The 19,117-nt window shown below is 34.2% G+C and carries 21 protein-coding genes and 1 riboswitch; all 21 genes read right to left on the bottom strand.

Annotation, left to right across the window (positions count from 1 at the left end; translation table 11 throughout):
- Window positions 1-20: 20 nt before the first annotated feature.
- The 21 genes from KQI41_RS07280 to KQI41_RS07180 all read right to left on the bottom strand — a co-directional run bounded on the left by KQI41_RS07280 (window position 21) and on the right by KQI41_RS07180 (window position 19,058).
- Entirely contained in the window at window positions 21-1,049 is a 1,029-nt protein-coding gene (locus tag KQI41_RS07280; RefSeq protein WP_154439630.1) for a hypothetical protein, read from the bottom strand.
- A 276-nt stretch (window positions 1,050-1,325) separates the two neighbouring features.
- Window positions 1,326-2,558, bottom strand: a complete 1,233-nt coding sequence (locus tag KQI41_RS07275) for a copper amine oxidase N-terminal domain-containing protein (RefSeq protein ID WP_154439629.1) — start codon at window positions 2,556-2,558, stop codon at window positions 1,326-1,328.
- Window positions 2,559-2,828: 270 nt separating this feature from the next.
- Window positions 2,829-2,978 carry a hypothetical protein gene (locus KQI41_RS07270; RefSeq protein WP_154439628.1) on the bottom strand — a complete coding sequence of 50 codons (150 nt, stop codon included), beginning with the start codon at window positions 2,976-2,978 and terminating at the stop codon, window positions 2,829-2,831.
- Window positions 2,979-3,284: 306 nt separating this feature from the next.
- On the bottom strand, window positions 3,285-3,512 hold the full coding sequence (locus KQI41_RS07265) for a hypothetical protein (RefSeq protein WP_216585083.1): 228 nt from the start codon (window positions 3,510-3,512) through the stop codon (window positions 3,285-3,287).
- Between the two features lie 198 nt (window positions 3,513-3,710).
- Window positions 3,711-3,977 (bottom strand): type II toxin-antitoxin system RelE/ParE family toxin, encoded by a 267-nt coding sequence (locus tag KQI41_RS07260; protein WP_154442967.1) that lies wholly within the window; start codon window positions 3,975-3,977, stop codon window positions 3,711-3,713.
- Complete coding sequence (locus KQI41_RS07255; protein ID WP_154442968.1) at window positions 3,967-4,239, bottom strand: AbrB/MazE/SpoVT family DNA-binding domain-containing protein; 273 nt, start codon at window positions 4,237-4,239, stop codon at window positions 3,967-3,969. The genes KQI41_RS07260 and KQI41_RS07255 overlap by 11 nt, the downstream gene beginning before the upstream one ends.
- A gap of 195 nt (window positions 4,240-4,434) precedes the next feature.
- Window positions 4,435-5,406 (bottom strand): alpha/beta fold hydrolase, encoded by a 972-nt coding sequence (locus tag KQI41_RS07250; protein ID WP_154442969.1) that lies wholly within the window; start codon window positions 5,404-5,406, stop codon window positions 4,435-4,437.
- Window positions 5,407-5,408: 2 nt separating this feature from the next.
- Window positions 5,409-6,173: a MerR family transcriptional regulator gene (locus KQI41_RS07245; protein WP_154442970.1), complete on the bottom strand. Its 765-nt coding sequence runs from the start codon at window positions 6,171-6,173 to the stop codon at window positions 5,409-5,411.
- 362 nt (window positions 6,174-6,535) lie between these two features.
- Entirely contained in the window at window positions 6,536-7,120 is a 585-nt protein-coding gene (locus KQI41_RS07240; protein WP_097033533.1) for a hypothetical protein, read from the bottom strand.
- 124 nt (window positions 7,121-7,244) lie between these two features.
- Window positions 7,245-9,782, bottom strand: a complete 2,538-nt coding sequence (locus KQI41_RS07235; protein WP_097033532.1) for a cation-translocating P-type ATPase — start codon at window positions 9,780-9,782, stop codon at window positions 7,245-7,247.
- A 114-nt stretch (window positions 9,783-9,896) separates the two neighbouring features.
- A riboswitch (NiCo riboswitch) is annotated at window positions 9,897-9,990 on the bottom strand.
- A 234-nt stretch (window positions 9,991-10,224) separates the two neighbouring features.
- Window positions 10,225-11,163, bottom strand: a complete 939-nt coding sequence (locus KQI41_RS07230; RefSeq protein WP_216584757.1) for a DDE-type integrase/transposase/recombinase — start codon at window positions 11,161-11,163, stop codon at window positions 10,225-10,227.
- Between the two features lie 207 nt (window positions 11,164-11,370).
- Window positions 11,371-11,841: an SEC-C metal-binding domain-containing protein gene (locus KQI41_RS18885; protein ID WP_097033531.1), complete on the bottom strand. Its 471-nt coding sequence runs from the start codon at window positions 11,839-11,841 to the stop codon at window positions 11,371-11,373.
- A 108-nt stretch (window positions 11,842-11,949) separates the two neighbouring features.
- Window positions 11,950-12,768, bottom strand: a complete 819-nt coding sequence (locus KQI41_RS07220; RefSeq protein WP_047341614.1) for a hypothetical protein — start codon at window positions 12,766-12,768, stop codon at window positions 11,950-11,952.
- A gap of 21 nt (window positions 12,769-12,789) precedes the next feature.
- Window positions 12,790-13,290 (bottom strand): hypothetical protein, encoded by a 501-nt coding sequence (locus tag KQI41_RS07215; protein ID WP_097033530.1) that lies wholly within the window; start codon window positions 13,288-13,290, stop codon window positions 12,790-12,792.
- 41 nt (window positions 13,291-13,331) lie between these two features.
- Complete coding sequence (locus tag KQI41_RS07210) at window positions 13,332-13,844, bottom strand: hypothetical protein (protein ID WP_097033529.1); 513 nt, start codon at window positions 13,842-13,844, stop codon at window positions 13,332-13,334.
- Window positions 13,845-13,979: 135 nt separating this feature from the next.
- Window positions 13,980-15,527, bottom strand: coding sequence for a recombinase family protein (locus tag KQI41_RS07205; protein WP_425335886.1), 1,548 nt, complete (start codon window positions 15,525-15,527; stop codon window positions 13,980-13,982).
- A gap of 27 nt (window positions 15,528-15,554) precedes the next feature.
- Window positions 15,555-15,968: a recombinase family protein gene (locus KQI41_RS07200; protein ID WP_097033527.1), complete on the bottom strand. Its 414-nt coding sequence runs from the start codon at window positions 15,966-15,968 to the stop codon at window positions 15,555-15,557.
- Window positions 15,969-17,534 carry a recombinase family protein gene (locus KQI41_RS07195; RefSeq protein ID WP_097033526.1) on the bottom strand — a complete coding sequence of 522 codons (1,566 nt, stop codon included), beginning with the start codon at window positions 17,532-17,534 and terminating at the stop codon, window positions 15,969-15,971. It lies immediately after the preceding gene.
- Window positions 17,535-17,595: 61 nt separating this feature from the next.
- Window positions 17,596-17,817 carry an SHOCT domain-containing protein gene (locus KQI41_RS07190; RefSeq protein ID WP_097033525.1) on the bottom strand — a complete coding sequence of 74 codons (222 nt, stop codon included), beginning with the start codon at window positions 17,815-17,817 and terminating at the stop codon, window positions 17,596-17,598.
- 132 nt (window positions 17,818-17,949) lie between these two features.
- Complete coding sequence (locus KQI41_RS07185) at window positions 17,950-18,651, bottom strand: N-acetylmuramoyl-L-alanine amidase (protein WP_044036478.1); 702 nt, start codon at window positions 18,649-18,651, stop codon at window positions 17,950-17,952.
- Window positions 18,648-19,058 (bottom strand): phage holin family protein, encoded by a 411-nt coding sequence (locus KQI41_RS07180; protein ID WP_044036476.1) that lies wholly within the window; start codon window positions 19,056-19,058, stop codon window positions 18,648-18,650. Before KQI41_RS07180 ends, KQI41_RS07185 begins: the two co-directional genes overlap by 4 nt.
- Window positions 19,059-19,117: the final 59 nt, after the last annotated feature.

Here is a 19,117-nt window from a genome sequence, read left to right as displayed (position 1 = left end):
AAAAAGAGGTTCATAATTAATTATAGATAAACATAATACTCTGTACTCATCAGACCTTTATTTATATCAATTGATACATTATCTTTAAGGTCAGGCTTATTTTCAAAGTTAAAATTGGATACTAAAGTTCCTATATCTAAACCTGTTAATTTTTTCAAATACACTATATTTACTCCATTATTTAGCATGTCCAAAATTGCTGTTATTTTATAACTCTCAGGTGGATATACATAATGAATCTTTTTTCCTACTTTTTTTTGCTTAAGCATTTCATCAATGCCAAGTATTTTATATGTTGTGATAAATGACTCACTAATTCTTGATGAACTTATATCAGTTCTATCTAATGCATTATATAGAAAATAGAACAATTTATCATCATCTAAATAGACTTTATTATAGTGTCTTTCTATAAATTTAATTGATTCTATAATTTGCTCCCTTAAGCTATTTGGAATCTTAATTAGAATTCCGTTATGTTCTATGGTTCTAGTTAACCCATCAGTTATATCAAATAATTGGAGCTCTAACATTTCATTTGGCTTAAGTGGAAGTATTAAACTTAGTTTTGCATATAATCTCGAAATTAATATATTTACAAATCTATTTTTTTCACTTTTAGTTTTAAATTTATTATTAATATTATCACTTATGTATAAATCAAACCTATATAAAATAGAATTTAATAAAGTCTCATTAATAACAGGTTTCTGAAAACTCTGTTCTAGTTGTTTACTTAGTTTCTCTTTAAAACCAACAGTATTTATGTAACCATATAGGGTATTGAAATCAAACTTTCTATTAATAAGAAAATCAAATAATCTCTTTAATGCAGCTATATGACTAGTTAATGAAGGTATTGAACCGATTTTAGTATCATATGAATATACAAAATACTCGTCAATGTGAGTAACATTTAAGTTGAAAACCTTTTCCTCGAGCATTCTATCCTTCAAATACTCTTGAAAATTCTTTAATTCACTTTTATACTGTGGACTTTCAATTAATAATTCATTAAGCAAATTTCTAAATATTTCACTATTTTTCACTTAAATCCCCCCTACTGTTTTCTATAAGGTTCATATTTACAAAATTAATAACAAAAATTTATTACGTTTCAAACTTCTCCCAATTTAATTTCCATTATACCATAATAATCCAATATATTGCTTTAAATAAGCATAAAAAAGACCAGTCAGAATTATATCTTCAAATCCCAACTGGTTCTGTTATAAGACCATTATTCAACTGTGAATTATTTCTAATTTCTTAAGATGCTTTTTTATAATTATTACTTGTTTATAACCTTTTAGTAAAGATAAAATTTAGTCTTGCCAGCCAACTAATTTATCATTTTCAAAATAGTAGTATTCACTTGATATTCCATAACTCCAGCTATATACCCATTGTTCACTTGTCACTGATTTTACAACCGTCCTGTTAATTTTGTTTGGTTGTCTACCCATGTGTACAATTAGCATGTCTTTGGTCATTCCTATCCACTTTTTCCCCTGTCCCAAATCTTTCCACACAGATTCTTTCCATTTAAAGATTGTTTTTGGATCCTTATCAAAAATACGATATTTCCCTTCGCCTGATTTCTCCTCTTTTAATAAACCTGTAATTCTATATGTTGAAGTTACAGCCTTTATTTCATCATTAATTACACCTTTAATTAATGTATCTGTATGATATATTTCTTTGCCGTCTGTAACTTTTTGTCCTCTTTCTTTAAAAATCTCGTCCTTATCAAAATAATGTTCATCAATTCTAATTTTAATATATCGAGCATCTCTATCATGATTAGTCAAAAGGTTTTCTGAATATTCTTGTCCTGTATCAGGATTAATTATTGCATACCTACCATATGATTCAATTCTAACCCAATAAGTTTTACCAATAAGTGGAGATTTGGTATACCATCCAGCACCATAATTAGCAATTTTATCTTCTCTTACATTTGGTATAATTCTTCCATCATCACTATACAAATTAACAGTTTTAAATACATGGTTCTTACCATTATATCTAGTCTCATCTGATTTTACACCATTTACATATTTTCTTTCATATTCTTTAAAAGGTTCTGTGCCTTCATATCCTTCGTACTTCCACTCTAGAATATCATCTTTACTTATTTTAACTGTCTTACTTTCTTGATTCCATACAACATTCATATCCAAGCTTTCTGCAATAAACCTTACTGGCACTAAAGTTCTCCCATTGATGGCTTTTGCAGGAACATCAAGCGTTTTATCTACGCCATTAACTTTGACTTCTTTGCTATCCAGTTCTAATATTATCTCTTTACCTTCTGCCACTCCAGTTATTATTCTTGTAGCATCGTCCCAACCTACTTCTAGTCCTAAAGCTTCAAATATTGCTCTTAGTGGAAGTAATGTCCTACCTTCAATTATTTGTGGTGGTACATCGAATTTCAATTCTTGCCCCTCTAATAATACTTTGATACCACTAGATGCATTTATAGTTTTGGGTGATGCAGCTATAAATCCTATAACTAATACAAATGTTAATAATATCTTTAAAGTTTTTTTCATTCCCATTTTCCCCCTTTATTTTTAAAAAAGATCCTTAATCTTACTTACATATTACCAAACCCCTCCATATTAAACAAGCAATAAAGCCAGTCAGGACTATGGCTTCTAATCCCAACTAGCTCTAAACTCAATCCCTAATCTATTCAATTACACACTCAATCTTTGTAACATCATGCATTCCAATAATTATCCGACCTTCAAATACTGTCATCTTTTCTATCATTTTGAAATAAGAATCTATATCAAATTCTTCAAATTCCATTCCATCTTCTACAATTCAAAAAAACTCCTAAGTTCATCTCCATCTTCAGCTTTCCACTTCTCTATGGAATCCTCTTTGTTTTCCCCCAAGGCGTTGAAGCTACAAACAAATGCTTTATATATAACTTCTTCATATATATGCTGATTCTTACATCTCACTTATCCTTTTTTCTCATATTTCCCATTATACTGTCACACCCTTCGTTTTAGTCATTCATTTGTAGGGTTCCAGGTCTTTCTTCCAAATGAACTACCACAACTTCCCACATTTCATTTTCTATAATTCCAAGATGACTTTTTTGAACATCATACTATGAAATAAATAGCAGGTCTTATGGCAGGAGTGACCGTAAGAATAAGAGTAGTAAAATTCGCTTGATATCAAGTTTTATGAATAGGGGAATATGTACCACACTACTAATTAAACTGTGTACCACATTTTGCTAAGAATCAAAACTATGTATTTCATGCAATCATAGCAATAATAACCTCAACCTCATCAAAAACCTCTTTTATTCTTCTGCCCTTCCCTACATCTTTAAAAATGATATGCTTTTCATCATGAGTAAATTTCATAATAACATATCGTTTTCGTTGATAATTAGCCATTTTTCGGTCTAATTCTACTGTTAAATTTTCTGTATTCCTACCACGCATTCCACGTGCCTTGAGCAGACAATAATGATGTCGCACTAAGATATTTCCCCCCTGGTGGCAGGGAGCAATCTTTATATTCTGCAATCATACAAATTGCAAACAATAAAACCTTCAAAATAAATTCTATATCTTGAAGGCTTTATTTATCGCAATATATTCACTTTTATCTAATTCTTATTTTTACAGCTAAATTTGCTTTCTTTCTTTTTTTCCACACAAGCGGCCTAATAATAATTATAATTTATCCACAATAGTATGATGTCCAATATCTAATGTTATTATTATATTCGCTCCTTCATACTTCCAAAGTATCCTTATATCCATATTTACACTACATTCAAATAAATCTTGAAATCCCTTAATTTTCTTAGTCCGTAAAGAAGGGTAGTATGGATCTGTTTGTAATAATTTTAATTTTGATGCCACCTGTTTTTGTTCAACATTAGTTAGTTTTTTTAAATTCTTTTCAAAAGTTTTAGTGATAACAATTTTAAATTTCATCTAGGTTGATTCCCATATCCATGAACATTTTGTCAACATCATCATATAATTTTAATTCACCACTTTTATACTCAGCATCTGTTTCCTTAACTAGTTTGGCTATACGGATCATTTCCTTTTTAGGATAAACAACTACAGGGCATAAAAATATTCCTCCATCTTTTTCAATTACTTCAAATTTATCTCCTTCTTTTATTCCAAGACTTTTGACTATCTCAGAAGGAATAGTAATTTGAGACCTTCCACGTATTTCTATCATCATAGCTATCTTCCTTTCAGAAATTCTCACTTTCTGATTATATTATATAATATTTTAAAGTTACATTCAATAGTTTTTATTTTCTTTAAACATATTAATTGCATTATGATATCCAATATTTAAAATAATTAAGAATTTATTGTTTTTCCATATTATAAGATAATCATTTCAGTCATTTGGGATATATCATCACAATTCTTAATCGTCTATATTTCTCATAAAATCAAGTAATTCTTTACTGACTTCTTCTGAATATTCCATCGGCAATGAATGTGTTCCATCTTTCCATATTTTTATTGTCAACTCTCTTATATTCTGCGAAGCATTATCATAGGCTTTTTGTGAATTATGAAGAACACTTTTTCCTCCTAAGGCAACATAAACAGGCATATCCAACTCTGATAATTGTTTTGATTCAATCTCCTTTGGCAATGGTAATGCCACTGCGTAGTGCTCCGTCGCTTCTGCAATCATCCTTGCTAAGGGATCATCCATATCAATTTCGGCCGTCCCTCCAATATCTGCTAACATTTTCTCTCGCATACTATCAGGTAAAAATGGTAATGAAGCAGGTATTGATTTTATATAAAAATCCCATCTCAAACCTGTAAAAACAAAAACTGGCTCTAATAGACTTAAAGACATCACCCGGTCAGGATAATGAACAGTATAGTTTGCAGCATTCCACCCTCCAAAGGAATGTCCAATAAGGTGGAACCGAGATAATTCAATTGCTTTGAATACTTGTTCCAGCCAAAGTGCCTGATCATATGCATTTTCTATTGGCTTATTTTGAACTGACATTCCTGCATCCCCTAGAATATCAATTGTATAGATAGTACGCTGACTTAAAAGCTCTTCCAAATTCTCTACCCACATTGGGGTACCTGATGTTCTTCCAGGCAAAAGAACAATGGGTATTTCTAATATATTTGATGAATTTATAAATTCATAGACCCTTACCACACCATAATCTGTTTCAATATCAAGGGTTCGATTTGGTTCCGGAAGCAGTCTCATAGCATTAGCATAAGCCTCTTTATACTTGCCTTCTCCTTCTACTGTTCTAAACTTACCTAATTGATCTGAATCTTGAAACAGGAAAGGTAAGATTGATATTGCGGTAAAAATAACAAGGATTCCAATTAAAACCTTATATCTCTTTTTCATTGTTACACCTCATTTATTTTGTAATAATTCATTGCATCATCAATAAAACTATTAGCAAATTCCATTAGTCGCTGGTCTTCTTTCGGCCATAAATTTCGATTTTCATAAGATCTTTTATGTGCTTCTAAAAGTTCATCATCGTTATTAGTAATCCTTCCAACCATCTTATTCCACTTTTCCGCAAATACTTGCCCTTGATTGCCTCTTGGGTCTACTTTGTTCAGCGTGTGTGATATAGCTTCTAAAACAAGTGTTTTCCATTCCCAATAATCTTTTAGCATCACATCAATGCTCTTATAATGTGCTGAAAAAACATTTTGAGCTCTATTATCAAAAGAAACTTTATTATATTCAAGTACTGTTTCTTTGTTAAATAAATTAATCATTTGTATTAGATTTCCCCAAGGTATTGTCTTATTTTCATCTATACTGGCTATGCTAGCTTCCAAAATCGCCATACTACTATTTAAATCATTCAACTTTTGAATTAGCATATATCTTTGATCACATAAGACATTTAAAAATTGCTGCGGAGTCACTGTTTCTGACAGTAGTTCCTGAATTTTATTAATTTTAAATCCCATAGATTTGTAGAACATTACTTGCTGTAATCGAGATATATCAGATTCCCTAAAATATCTTCGTCCCTGCGTATCTGTTTTATCTAAGGGTACTAGCCCAATATTATCGTAATATTGAAGGGTACGAATGGTTACACCAGTTAGTCTAGCAATTTCACCAATCGAAAATATATTTTCATCTTTCATTTAATCACCTCCATATACTTATATTAAAACACATTACGTAACGTAATATGCAAGCTTTTTATCATTTTTATTAAAATTAGTTTTCTTACAGATTATTATATTTAAGCAGTTAAGCTATAAGTCCCAAACACAAAAGCCATTGAATGCATCTACACACTCAATGGTCCAAACTATTTATATTACTACATCCTATTGTTTTTCTAACTTAACGACTACCTCACAATGGCTCGAGAGGATAGAACGAATGTCATTTGAGTATGTCCGTTCTCGGAAACATATCCACTGCATTTTTGGCACTATCGGTAGACGGGAACATGTCAACCAGCTATAGTCTGCTAGTTAGATAGAATTTCAATAATTTTTTACAAATCAAACAAATCATAAACAGGTGGTTCGAGTCTATCCCAGTAGTCTCCTTCAGCTTCAAACAAAGTTGCTATTCCAAACTCTATTGCACCGAATTCATTACGTTTGTATTCTTCCCAATTATCCCATGCTTCAGGGTTTACAACAATATTTTCACTAATCATGGGTAACAAATTATTGATATATATTTTCTTCTTTTCTTCTGGCAAACTCAAGAGTTGCTGTTTATACTTTGCAAATAAAGCATCATTTTCCTTGAGCCAAGATATAATGCAATATGTTTTCTCGCCTTCTGGAAACACCATAACAAAAATATGCTTTGCTGAAACATTAGGATTTAGCAAGTTTTGTATTTTGTTCCCTTCCAAATCATGTGTCATAGCTTCAAAACCAGTACCCGCAAATCTAACTGGTTGATCAAACTCCCACACAACACTAGAAAGCACATCATAGTTACCAGTCAATAAAGCAGTATCAAAGATTTTTTTAACATTCTGAAAATCATCAATTGCCATATGCATTCCACGATATGGATTATCTTCATCTGGTATATCTGCTAATGACGGTTTTATTTTAAACATGTACCTTTCTATGTTAACAACTTCTTGCTTTGAAATGAGTCATAAAGCAACTTCACTTTCTTTATTGAGAGCGAAGTTGCTTTTGTTTAATTTAGGTTTTTGAGGAAAACCAAACTAAAATATACTAACTGTTTTTATTTAAGTTCATATTGTTGAAAATTTTTACAATTTCATACCAAAGAACTGATACAGCTGCAATACCTACGGCTATAAAGAACTGTGATAATGATAATGGTGCAAGATTTAGAATTCTGTTAAGAGGAGTGTAAAGCATTAACAAAAGACCTGCAACAGTACCAATAATAACAGCCCACATAACTTTATCTTTAATTAGATATTTCATCGTCTTAAATGCATTATCATAATTTGAACTGTTTACTTGAACTAAAAATAAATTTGCAATCATTATAATACTAAGTCCCATTGTTCTCGCCAATTGTGGATTTTCAGGTTGTTGTTTAATAAGCATATAATATGTTCCAAAAGAAGCTATGAATATAGCCAGCCCCTGTAGAATACTTTTTGTCAATACTCCAGCTGTAAGAATTTTTTCATTAGGATCCCTTGGTTTTCGATCCATTATGTTACTTTCAGCAGGCTGACGTTCTAAAACAATAGAACAAGTTGGGTCAATAATAAGCTCTAAAAGCACAACATGCACAGGAAGCAATAAAAGACTTGCAGGACTAATATTTAAAAGAGGTGCAAACAGTGATGCAAATGCAATAGGAATATGAATAGTAAATACATAACCTATAGCTTTTTTGATGTTATCATAAATTCTTCTTCCATCTTCAATTGTATGAACAATTGTTGAAAAGTTATCATCCATCAAAATTAAATCAGCAGCTTCTCTTGCAACCTCAGAGCCACGCTTGCCCATTGCAATTCCTATATCTGCATATTTAAGAGCTGGAGCATCATTCACACCATCACCTGTCATGGCAACAACTTCACCATTTTCCTTAAATGCTTTAACTATGCGCATTTTATGTTCCGGCAAAACTCTTGAAAATATATTTGCATCATGGACACGTTCCATAAGTTCAGAATCTGTCATATTGTTCAGTTCATCACCAGTAATAATATTATCGCTGTTTTTCATTCCAATTTGTTTTGCAATGGAACTTGCCGTGATTCCATTATCACCAGTAATCATTACTACACGAACCCCTGCTTTATTACACATCTTGATATCTTCTTTCACAGATTCTCTTGGAGGATCAGCAAGACCAATTAAACCTAAAAATGTTAACTTGCAATCAGTAATATTATCAGGAATGTCAGATTCACTCTTTGGATTCATTGTACCAACAGCTATTACTCTTAAACCTTCCCTTGACATTTCATTTATTTTATTTTCAATTTGCTTTCTTTGTTCGTCTGATAATTTGCATATAGTCAATATACTTTCAGGCGAACCTTTTGCTGCAATAACAATTTCTCCATCATGTCGCCAAACATGCCCCATCATTTTAAGTTCATTTGTAAATGCATATTCGGATATCAGTTCACCACCAAATAAATGGTCTTTTGAAATTCCAATGCTTTCACAATGTAAAAGCATTGCCTTCTCCATTGGGTCATATGCATCTGTTTCACAGCCAAGCCCCATAATTTCACATAAGTTATAATTATCATCATCAATTGCCCAAGTATCCTGAACAGCCATTTTGTTCATTGTAATCGTACCTGTTTTATCTACACAAAGAACTGATACAGCACCTAATGTTTCAACAGAAGAAAGCTTGTGAACAAGAGACTGTTTTTTAGCAAGACGCCATGCACCCATAGATAAGAACACTGTCAATATAACAGGAAATTCTTCAGGTATCATAGCCATTGCTAAAGTTATTCCTGATAAAATACTTTCAATAATTCTATCTGTAAATTTATGATCCGGAATATTGAAATAAGTTATTACTGTAACAAGAATAAATAAAATACCTGCTATTATTGCACATGTCTTAACAATGCTGTTTGTTTGCTTTTCTAAAGGCGTTGGACTGTCTGGAGCAGATGCTACATTAATACCTATTTTACCATACTCTGTATTAGAGCCTATTTTATCTACAAGAATTGTAGCACTTCCTTGCGTAACGAGAGTACCTGCATAGCAGTAATCCTTGCGCCAATAATCTGTATTATTTTTATCGGCATTATCAACAGTCACTTTCCAAACACCTACAGATTCACCTGTAAGAGATGATTCGTCAACACAAAGATCACTTGCCTTGATAACCTCACCATCAGCAGGAATTTTAACGCCTTCGTTGATTATCATTAAATCAGTTGGGACTAAGTCTTCACTTAAAATTGTCTGCTCTTTTCCATCTCGAATAACTATTACATGTGGAGCTGATAAATCTTTAAGTGCATTTAATGTTTTGTCTGTCTTCCATTCCTGAATTATTTCTATACTGATGATACCAATTACAAAGATTAGCATAATCACACCATCTCGTGGTTCACCTAATATAAAATAGATGATTGATGCAACAATTAACAATAAAAACATCGGCTCTAAAACAATGTGAATAACCTTGCTAATAAAACTTTGTTTTTTTACAGTTGCCAGTTCGTTTTTACCAAACTGTTCCTGCAACTTTTTGGCTTGCTCACTTGTCAAGCCTTCTAAATTTTGATTTTTTTGTTCTGTCATAATAAGTTACCTCCAGTTTTTGCTTTTTAAGCATTATTAAGATAGCTCTATGGCATTGCAAATTCTAATTATATGTTTCAAATAAGTATAAAAAAACACACCTATGAAACATTTTACTGTCCCACAGATGTGAAATAATTCAATCTGCTGCTGTTTCCAGCCCGGCCCCACGAACAATATTGTTCATCGCCTGCTCAGTTTGTACCGTAGATTTATATGCAGTGCAAAGAGATATTTATATTATAATATATGAAAATTATTTTGTCAAGTGCAATTCAATTTCCATTTTATATTATCTCTAGAGAAGTCAAACATATGTGACACAGACCTCTGAAAAATTTTCTCTGAATAATGCTGTGGTTTTCTTAAATTGCTAGTAATTATTTTGTCAAGGAGGAAAGCGATAGCGATCCTTGATTAAATAATTATTAGTAATACCATCTTAAGCAGCATTTTTAGAGAAGTACTCCTCAACTATTTCATTTGGCGTCTTAAAGTTAAGAATTTTCCTTGCTATGTTATTGTATTTGTTACTATATCTTCTAAATGACTTCTCCATTTCTTTATAGCTACTAAACCGTCTTCTGCTGTAGAATAATTCATTATCTATCCTATGACTACGCTCTACTATACCATTTTGCCATGGTGAATATGGACGAATACGTTTGTGTTTTATATCTAGCTTTTCTAAATACTTTTCAAATCTAGTTTTCTTATTTGTAATATCTTGATCATTAACAAATTCGATTCCATTATCAGTTTGAACCAATTCAACTTTAAATCCTAATTTATCTTCTAATCGTGTTAAAAAGTTAGATGTACTATATGTGCTAAGTTCATTAACTAATTCTAAATATCTCTTTCTTGAATATTCATCAATAGCTGTTATTTGGTAGTATCTACTATGATTACTTGCAAAACCAATACATTCATTTGGAACATATTTTACATCTATTTGCACTCTTTCTCCAGGATAAGTAGTAGCATCTTTACGATAATTAGATTTAGGATAACTAGCTCTTTTCTTGGCTACGTTTAATTTCATTTTTCTTAGCTGTCTACACATAGAGTCATAAGTTCTTTTATACCCTGCATCCCTTAACTTCCGATACACTTGTGCATATCCTTCATGCTGATGGTATCTATGTTTATGCTTTATTAAGTCCAACTCTTCTTGAGTATGTTGGTTAGGATGAAATTGTGGTCTTCTGCTTTTATTTGCCAAAGATCTTACATCTCCATCATATCTTTTTCTCCAACGTTGGACTTGCTGACGGCTAGTGTGGTATCTTCTAGCTGCTTTAGCATTATTATCATGTTTAATTGCATATTTAACTACCCTTTGACGAAATCTCATCTCTTCTGTTATAATTGTTTTCATAAGGAAAGATCCCTCCGATTTTTGTTTGTTATGGTAAACAACATTATATCAGAGGTCTTTCCTTTTTTCATATTTACTTGTCACAAATGTATTGTCTCATATCAAATTCAATTTCCATTTTATATTATCCAATAATCAGGTGCTGATTATATATGTTGCAATTACAGTATTTGTTTACATTTTTTATATTAAAGTCATATTGTTGCCTTATTTAAGAATTATCTTTTTATGATATTCAATGGCAAAACATCTATATGTATAAAGGAAAATATGCTGTATGCTTTTGTCAAACATTCCATCCTCGATAGGTTGAAATACCGTCTTATCGTGATATCCACAAAATCCTGTAAAAACAGTTGCTTCTTTTCTACCGTACACAGTCATTGGCGCAAATGGATTGTCCGATTTTGGACAAGGCATATACACTATACCATTAGAAGATAAACGCTTGATTATTTTATTGTTTTGGATTGAATGTGCCCCGATTATTTTTTCAGAGCATTCGTCTGATTTAGGATGTAGACATCTTTTAATTCTCGATTCTTTTCGCACTTTTTTATAGGTTTCTAGAAGATTAAGTGGATTAGAATAGTAAACATCATCAGCTTTTCCAAGACAACATTTTTTATATTTTTTGCCGCTACCACATGGACAAGGATCATTTCTTCCTATTCTCATTATTTTTCACCTTCATTCGCAAATAGTACTAAACAAACCGTCGTGTCTTTCAACAGATTCTGAACTCCAGTTATCCTAGTGTCTATAATAACATCTGTACTCAAAAATCTATATTTCCTCACAACTGGTTATTTGCTCAGGCGGAATATCTATTTCGTCTTTTATATATAAGAACACTTCAGAAATCAAATTATTATTAGCTCGATCAATCGCACGGCTTACCATCCACCGTTTTATATGTACAATTTCCTCATCTGTCAGTTCTTCTTGAGTATCATTTAAGTCAAAATTGAACCGATGGATTTGATCTATCGTTGCGTAAAAATTCACTTTATAGCCTTTACTACGTTTAGCCCATTCTTCCTCCATCTTTTTCAAATCCGGAAAAGCAGCGGAAAGTTTCATCAAAAATTCTGGTCTTTCATGAATATTTGTTCCATAGGAAAAAATATCATCATTCATCATAAATCCATTAACGCAATAGTCGTAATAAACTCGATGTGCAATCGGCTTGAGATATTTCTCCGGAGACATTGAATAATCATTATTCCTATACCAATCATAATCCACATTGTACTCTTTACCTTTATAGAACAATAAACGTCTTTCCACATCAAAAAATACGCCATTGGATTTTAGCATTCTGCTTAATAGAGTATCCCCAGATAAAACCTTTTGGAGATTCTTTAAGCCTTGACTATGAATTTCTCCGCATTCATCTAAAGACCCTATAACATGAAATCCCCATATTCTAATAGTATCCATATTGATGTTATTTACCTTTGCTGCATTGCGATCCCAAAATTTTTCAAACTCATTATTACTATTGATAATAAGCTCTTCAATATATTCTTCTCCAGACATATTAAAGAAAGTAAGTAAAAAATCATACGCTCTATCAGGTGTTCTCAAGTCAAAATCATACATTTAACTACCTACCTTCTATAATCATAGCTTTGGTTTTGGCAACTTAATATTAGTGTTACCACCAAGAATGCTTGCGCCTATACCAACAACTGTAAAGACTGCCAATGTGCCTAACGAAATCATTCTCCAGTTAAATCCTTTGTTTTCTGTATCCTTACTTTCGGCCATTTTTGCAATTTCCATCATTTTTTCGATGTAATATTTTTTCTCCTCGAAAGGCAAGTCACCCTTCGCCAAACAAGTCTTTAAGGCATCAATGACTTCATTGTATATGTCATAGCACTGCTTGCTACTCGCTGAATTTCCATCCAGTGTTTTTTCCATGACACTTCTATAATCTTTCAGCACTTCCAAAGCCATTTTTGCAAACTCTGGGAATTGCTCTAACGCTTTCTTTGCAACTTCTGGCTCCATATTCTGCAGCATGGATGCAAAAGTCATAATTTTATCTTTTGTAATATACCGAAAATCCGGAATATTCAATTGTTGTAAAACTTCTCGTTCTGTTAATTGATTACTCATTATGTAATCCCCCTATCTTATTAAAGCATAAATTTGCTCCCTTAATCACAAAAACTCGATTTGTATTTCATTAGCGTATCTTCAACCTCATGCCAGATAGTTACCGTTTCACCGTCATCCTCAAATACTTTACCGTGACTTTTAGGTCCATCCAACTTCATCTGTGAGTAATTATTCTTAAAAGTTGGCACGTACAGTTCCGGGTTGTTTTCTTCACTGCATAAGCGTTCCATCATATCTATGGTAGCACGACCTGTGGCGGCAACCGCCTTAAAATAAGCACGGATGATCTTGTGGTTATATTGATTCGACTTTATAGCCCATACTGGGATTCGTTGATTTGCTTTTCCGTAAAAATCCCTGTTTGTATCTTCATTCTGTCTTGCTATTGTTTTTGGGTTATAGGCTTGTGATGCTTTTTCAAAGGTTTTTGCAATATACCAACGCATACAGCTTTCCACTGCAACATCTTGTATTTCATTTGTTAAATTCAATGCGATGCAGAATTTCTCATACACATCTGCATCCACTGTAAAGGTCACGCTCTTATTCACCGTCTACACCTCCACTATTTACTCTATTACAAATTATACCACTAATTTGTAAATACTAATAAACTAATTTGTATTGACTCATTAAAAAACACCCTGCATTTCAGCAAGGTGTTAGATTCTAATAACTATTTCTATTCAATTTTCAATGTCTATACTAATGCCTGACTTAAATTCCACTTCAACCCTGCCATCGTGAATCGTAACTTTTTCAATAAGCCTCCTTACTAACTGTTCATCATATTCCTCTAACTCGCAGGATTGCTCATTAAAGAAATCAGTCATTTCAGCTATTCGTTGCCTTTTCCCTTCTCGCTCTGCATTCTCTACAAGTGCATTTTGCTTTAACTCCCGAAGTCGATAAATTTCATCAGCCACATCTTCATAGTCATTCTTGGATTTTGCTTGTATAAGGAGCTGTTGTTGTAACTCTTCCAATTTTCTATCAATATCATCGGTGGCATTATCATTTTTTTCATTAAGTACGGTAGCTATGTTTTTCTGCAAGGTTGAGAGGAAAGGCTCTTTGTTAGCCAAAAGTTCGTTAATAGCCCTGACCACTGCTGTCTGTAATGTCTCCTCGTTTATGGTAGGGGCCGTACATTCAGATCCTTTTTCCTCTAAACGGCTGACGCATCTCCAAACAATAGACTTGTAACCTCGGTTATTCCAGTGTACTCGTCGGTAAATATCACCGCATTGCCCGCAGTAAACAATACTCGATAAGGCATATTTACTACTATAGACTCGCTTTTTACCGCCCTTACCGCCTCGGAGATTCGCTCTTCGAACCATCTCTTCTTGAACCTGCATAAAAAGGTCACGGGGAATGATAGGTTCATGGCTGTTTTCCACATAATACTGGGGAACAATACCATTATTCTTGACACGCTTTTTGGAAAGGAAGTCAACCGTATAGGTCTTTTGCAAGAGTGCATCCCCGATGTATTTTTCATTCTGCAGTATCTTTTTCAGTGTTTCAGGTCTCCATTTTGCTTTGCCTGCCGCTGTTAGAACACCGTCTGCTTCCAGTCCTCTTGCTATTTGTAAAAGGCTCGCACCCTCAAGGTACTCCCTGTAAATCCGTTTAACAACCTCAGCACCCTCTGGGTCAATCACCAATTGCTTATTTTCATCTTTGGTGTATCCAAGGAAACGCTTGTGGTTGACCTGAACTTCACCTTGCTGATAGCGATACTGAATACCCAGCTTAACGTTTTGGCTTAAGGACTGGCTTTCCTGTTGGGCAAGGGATGCCATAATGGTCAGCAGGACTTCACCCTTAGAATCCATGGTGTTTATATTCTCTTTTTCAAAGAACACAGCGATGTTTTTATCCTTTAACTGACGGATGTATTTAAGGCAGTCCAACGTGTTTCTGGCAAATCGGCTTATGGATTTTGTGATGATCATGTCAATATTGCCTGCCATGCACTCTTCAATCATGCGGTTGAATTCATCACGCTTTTTGGTATTTGTACCTGTGATACCGTCATCCGCAAAAATCCCTGCCAATTCCCATTCCTTGTTCTTCTTAATATAATTTGTATAATGCTCAATCTGAATGTCATAGCTCGAAGCCTGCTCCTCACTATCCGTTGAAACACGGCAGTAAGCAGCCACTCGAATTTTGGGTTTGCTTTCACTATTTTTATTATTTCCGACTCGTTTAATTGCTGGAATCACTGTTACATTCCTACTTACCGCCACTGGTTACACCTCACTTTCTATCAAACTGTAAGCATATTCTGCCTGCTTGTATGGGTCTTCATATTTTTGCACCAGAGACTTTGCTTTGAACTTTACAGGATAATCCGTTTTTGGTTCATCTTTAGGCTCCCATATCCTTCCTAGCTTTTCTGCTCGTTTTCGTCTTTCTACTCTGGCTTTTTCAAAGGTCTCCTCATCAATAATTGGAGGGTAGAATTCATCGCCAAGGTAGTGCTTATTCTGCAACATCTTACTTACTGTGGCATGGTAGCAGTCTATCCCAGCTTTTTTAGCAGCACCCTTCAAAGAAAGTCCTGCCAAGTATCCTGAAAATAATTCTTTTACCCGCTCCGATGCTATTTCATCCACAACAGCCTTACCGTTTTCAATTCTATATCCATAGGGTATGTGACCCATCTAATTCACCAACCTTTCCTTCAATGTGATTCCGCATTTTAATTCAAATCCAACTATCTCTCGTGAATAAACAATAATCTTCTCTGCGTAATTTTCAAACAGCTCATCCTCATAGGTTTTGAGCATTTTGGACTTAGTGGTAAACTTAAGCAGACGGTCAACCTCGTCTACTTTTGCAAAATTGCCATTGATGGAACGAGTAAGTTGATCCTTTTCAGCAAGAAGTCTTTCTCTTTCTGCTTCCAGTGAAATCTTTTCTTTATTAAACAGAGCAGGTTCCAGATATCCTTTGGCCAGTAAACCTGTCAGCATCTGGCTCTGCTCCATGTTGTTTTCAATCTTAGTTTCCAACTCTTCAATTCTGAGAAAACTCGCTGCACTATTCTGGTTACGTAACCCATCCAAAAGTGGTTTTAATATGAACTTCTGACCGAAAATGAGTTTATTCATCATCGTAACAAATGCCGTCTTTATATCATCATCTCGAATGAACTGCATAGAACATTCCGTTATCTGGCTTATATGCTTGCTACAGCACCAAGCAATGTATTTTCTTGTTCCAGACGAATGAATCCGTCTTTTAAAGGTACTGCCACATTCCGAGCAGATAATTTTGCTGGAGAAAGAATATCGGTTTTGATATTTGTTATTGCGCTTTTCGATGCCTTTTTCCTTTGCTCTCTGAGTGAGAATGGCATCCACAGCTTCAAAATCTTCATGGCTGATAATTGCCTCATGGTGGTTTTCTACTAGATACATATTTTTCTCACCATAATTGGTGTGCCTGTTAAAATGGCGGTCAGTATAGGTCTTTTGCAAAATAACATCGCCAGTATATTTTTCATTGGTCAGAATCCCTCGAATGGTAGTAGCCGTCCAACGACCACCTCTTTTTGATGGAATACCCTTTTGATTAAGATCATCTGCAATTTTCTGTGTACCTTTTCCCGATAATACCTCTGCAAAAATATACTTCACAACTTCAGCCTGCTTAGGGTTTATCACCATTTGACCATCAATGTTGTCATAACCATATGGTGGATATGAAATCTTAAAAGTTCCGTTCTGAAATCGTCTTTGAATTGCCCACTTAGTATTTTCCGAAATGGAAATTGACTCACTTTCTGCAAGCCCGCTTAATATAGAAAGCATCAACTCACTTTCCATTGACCCCGTATTGATATTTTCCTTCTCAAAATAGATATGAACCCCAAGGTCAATCAGTTTGCGAACCATCTCCAAGCAGTCTGTAGTATTTCTCGCAAATCGGCTGATGGACTTTGTAATAATTAAGTCAATCTTCCCAGTTTCACAGTCTGATAACATTTTAAGAAGACCAGAGCGATTTTCCTTTTTCGTACCGCTGATTCCCTCGTCATAATATAAGCCTGCATATTCCCATTCTGGATTTGCCTTTATGTAGGACTCATAATGAGCCTTTTGTGCTTGCAAGCTGACTAGCTGTTCATTACTATCTGTTGAAACTCGGCAGTAGGCAACCACTCGTGTTTTTGGCTTAAGAAAAGAGTTGGCTAGATTTCCTTCTATTTTTGTTATCTTTTTCATCCTCTCACCTCCTTCTTGGTAGGTCACATATTACCTCTGAAACCCTTATATATCAACGATTTCAGGGCATTATCTGTGCTAACATAGGTGAGAAAGTTTCGCGGTTTAATAGCATAATTTTGTTGAACTCTTCCTTTGAAATAAGACCCTTATCAAGCATTTGATGTAATAGCTTTTCCGCCCTATAATAATCAAATTCTCTTTGAAGAGCCTCGGCACTTAGATATTTCCTTTTTGGATTTAATAGTAGATCCTGTTTATCTGTAATTTTAGTAATCTGCATATAGGTAACCTCCATTTCTACAGGTAGACCCCTGCACCTATATGCAAAAATCCCTAATGATTCGAACCCCTAAAGGTCAAAAAAAAAATGACCCGAAGAGCTATTACACTCCTCAGGTCATAGGTAAAAGTGTTAATCATACTTTATAAACGCATCCGTAAAGCCAGCCTTTTTCGCTTTGGCAAGCTGGGCCTCTGCATTGGCTTTGACGGAATAAGCACCGATTTGAACGCGGTAGTATTTCTTTTTCTCTGATTCTGCAGGTTTAGCTCCTTCACTTAGAAGTTTTTTCACATCTGCACGAAATGTGTCCATGCTCTTCCCATGCTTCGGAAACCAGTTTTTCGGATCCCCATGATTACTTGCGATCCCTCTTTGGTAGCCTTCATAATGGCCAATGATATCTTTTTCAGTTAAGTTGTAGAGTTTGCAAAGGTACACACAAAGCTCTACCGCTTCCTTATAAACCGCATTAAAATACGTGGCATCGGTCAATCCGTCCTCGCATATTTCAAAGCCAATATGTGTATCATTTGCACTTCCTCCAGCATGCCACCCTCGATGGTCCCATGGCAGAGTTTGATAAGTGGCAATTGAACCATTCTTAAGCTTTCCAATGAAAGCATGGACGCAAACCTGTCTTCCGTCAGGTCTATCCTGATTCCAGTGATTATTGTACTGATTTACACCTAATAGACCATCATCCGGTCCAACGTATCTACGAAGATAAGGATTGTTGGCACCGGTGCTATGAACCATGATACCTTTCGGTGTAATCTTTTTTCCTGCCTTATAACATGCATTTTCAGTCAGAATAAGTTTTCTTAGATTCATTGTTCCTTACCTCCTTTATTATGCAACTGAACAAGAATATCTTTTAATTTTTCTGGTATTGGTAGTCCTAGCCGGCCAGCATTTTCTAGCATAGATACTCCTTCATTGGAGCAATAGAAAAAGATAATGGCAGTCCGGAGCACACTTCCATCTCCGATCAGGTTCGTATCAATCAAATGTCCAATTCCAACTAGAATAAAAATGAGCACTTTTTTAAAGATGCCCTTAAACCCTATTTCACTTGATAGCTTCTTTTCAACAATGGCACACATGACACCGGTGATATAATCAGCCACCATTAATGCCACTAATGCATATAAAAATCCATCAAAACCTCCTAAAAACCATCCCAAGAGTCCGCCAAGTACAGTAAATGCAGTTTGTATCCAACTCCAAATTTCCTTCATTATTTTTACCTCCTTCATGATTGGTGCATATATAAAAAGAGTGTCTGCATTATCGCAAA

The organism is Tissierella pigra, assembly GCF_018917845.1.
In the GTDB taxonomy this organism is placed as follows: domain Bacteria; phylum Bacillota; class Clostridia; order Tissierellales; family Tissierellaceae; genus Tissierella; species Tissierella pigra.
This window is presented reverse-complemented; position numbering and strand designations above follow the sequence as displayed.

Coding starts and splice junctions, on each gene's coding strand:
- KQI41_RS07275 (WP_154439629.1), bottom strand. CDS start 2,558: ATGAAAAAAACTTTAAAGATATTATTAACATTTGTATTAGTTATAGGA.
- KQI41_RS07260 (WP_154442967.1), bottom strand. CDS start 3,977: ATGAAATTTAAAATTGTTATCACTAAAACTTTTGAAAAGAATTTAAAA.
- KQI41_RS07255 (WP_154442968.1), bottom strand. CDS start 4,239: ATGATGATAGAAATACGTGGAAGGTCTCAAATTACTATTCCTTCTGAG.
- KQI41_RS07250 (WP_154442969.1), bottom strand. CDS start 5,406: ATGAAAAAGAGATATAAGGTTTTAATTGGAATCCTTGTTATTTTTACC.
- KQI41_RS07245 (WP_154442970.1), bottom strand. CDS start 6,173: ATGAAAGATGAAAATATATTTTCGATTGGTGAAATTGCTAGACTAACT.
- KQI41_RS07240 (WP_097033533.1), bottom strand. CDS start 7,120: ATGTTTAAAATAAAACCGTCATTAGCAGATATACCAGATGAAGATAAT.
- KQI41_RS07235 (WP_097033532.1), bottom strand. CDS start 9,782: ATGACAGAACAAAAAAATCAAAATTTAGAAGGCTTGACAAGTGAGCAA.
- KQI41_RS07230 (WP_216584757.1), bottom strand. CDS start 11,163: ATGAAAACAATTATAACAGAAGAGATGAGATTTCGTCAAAGGGTAGTT.
- KQI41_RS18885 (WP_097033531.1), bottom strand. CDS start 11,841: ATGAGAATAGGAAGAAATGATCCTTGTCCATGTGGTAGCGGCAAAAAA.
- KQI41_RS07220 (WP_047341614.1), bottom strand. CDS start 12,768: ATGTATGATTTTGACTTGAGAACACCTGATAGAGCGTATGATTTTTTA.
- KQI41_RS07215 (WP_097033530.1), bottom strand. CDS start 13,290: ATGAGTAATCAATTAACAGAACGAGAAGTTTTACAACAATTGAATATT.
- KQI41_RS07200 (WP_097033527.1), bottom strand. CDS start 15,968: ATGGGTCACATACCCTATGGATATAGAATTGAAAACGGTAAGGCTGTT.
- KQI41_RS07195 (WP_097033526.1), bottom strand. CDS start 17,534: ATGAAAAAGATAACAAAAATAGAAGGAAATCTAGCCAACTCTTTTCTT.
- KQI41_RS07190 (WP_097033525.1), bottom strand. CDS start 17,817: ATGCAGATTACTAAAATTACAGATAAACAGGATCTACTATTAAATCCA.
- KQI41_RS07185 (WP_044036478.1), bottom strand. CDS start 18,651: ATGAATCTAAGAAAACTTATTCTGACTGAAAATGCATGTTATAAGGCA.
- KQI41_RS07180 (WP_044036476.1), bottom strand. CDS start 19,058: ATGAAGGAAATTTGGAGTTGGATACAAACTGCATTTACTGTACTTGGC.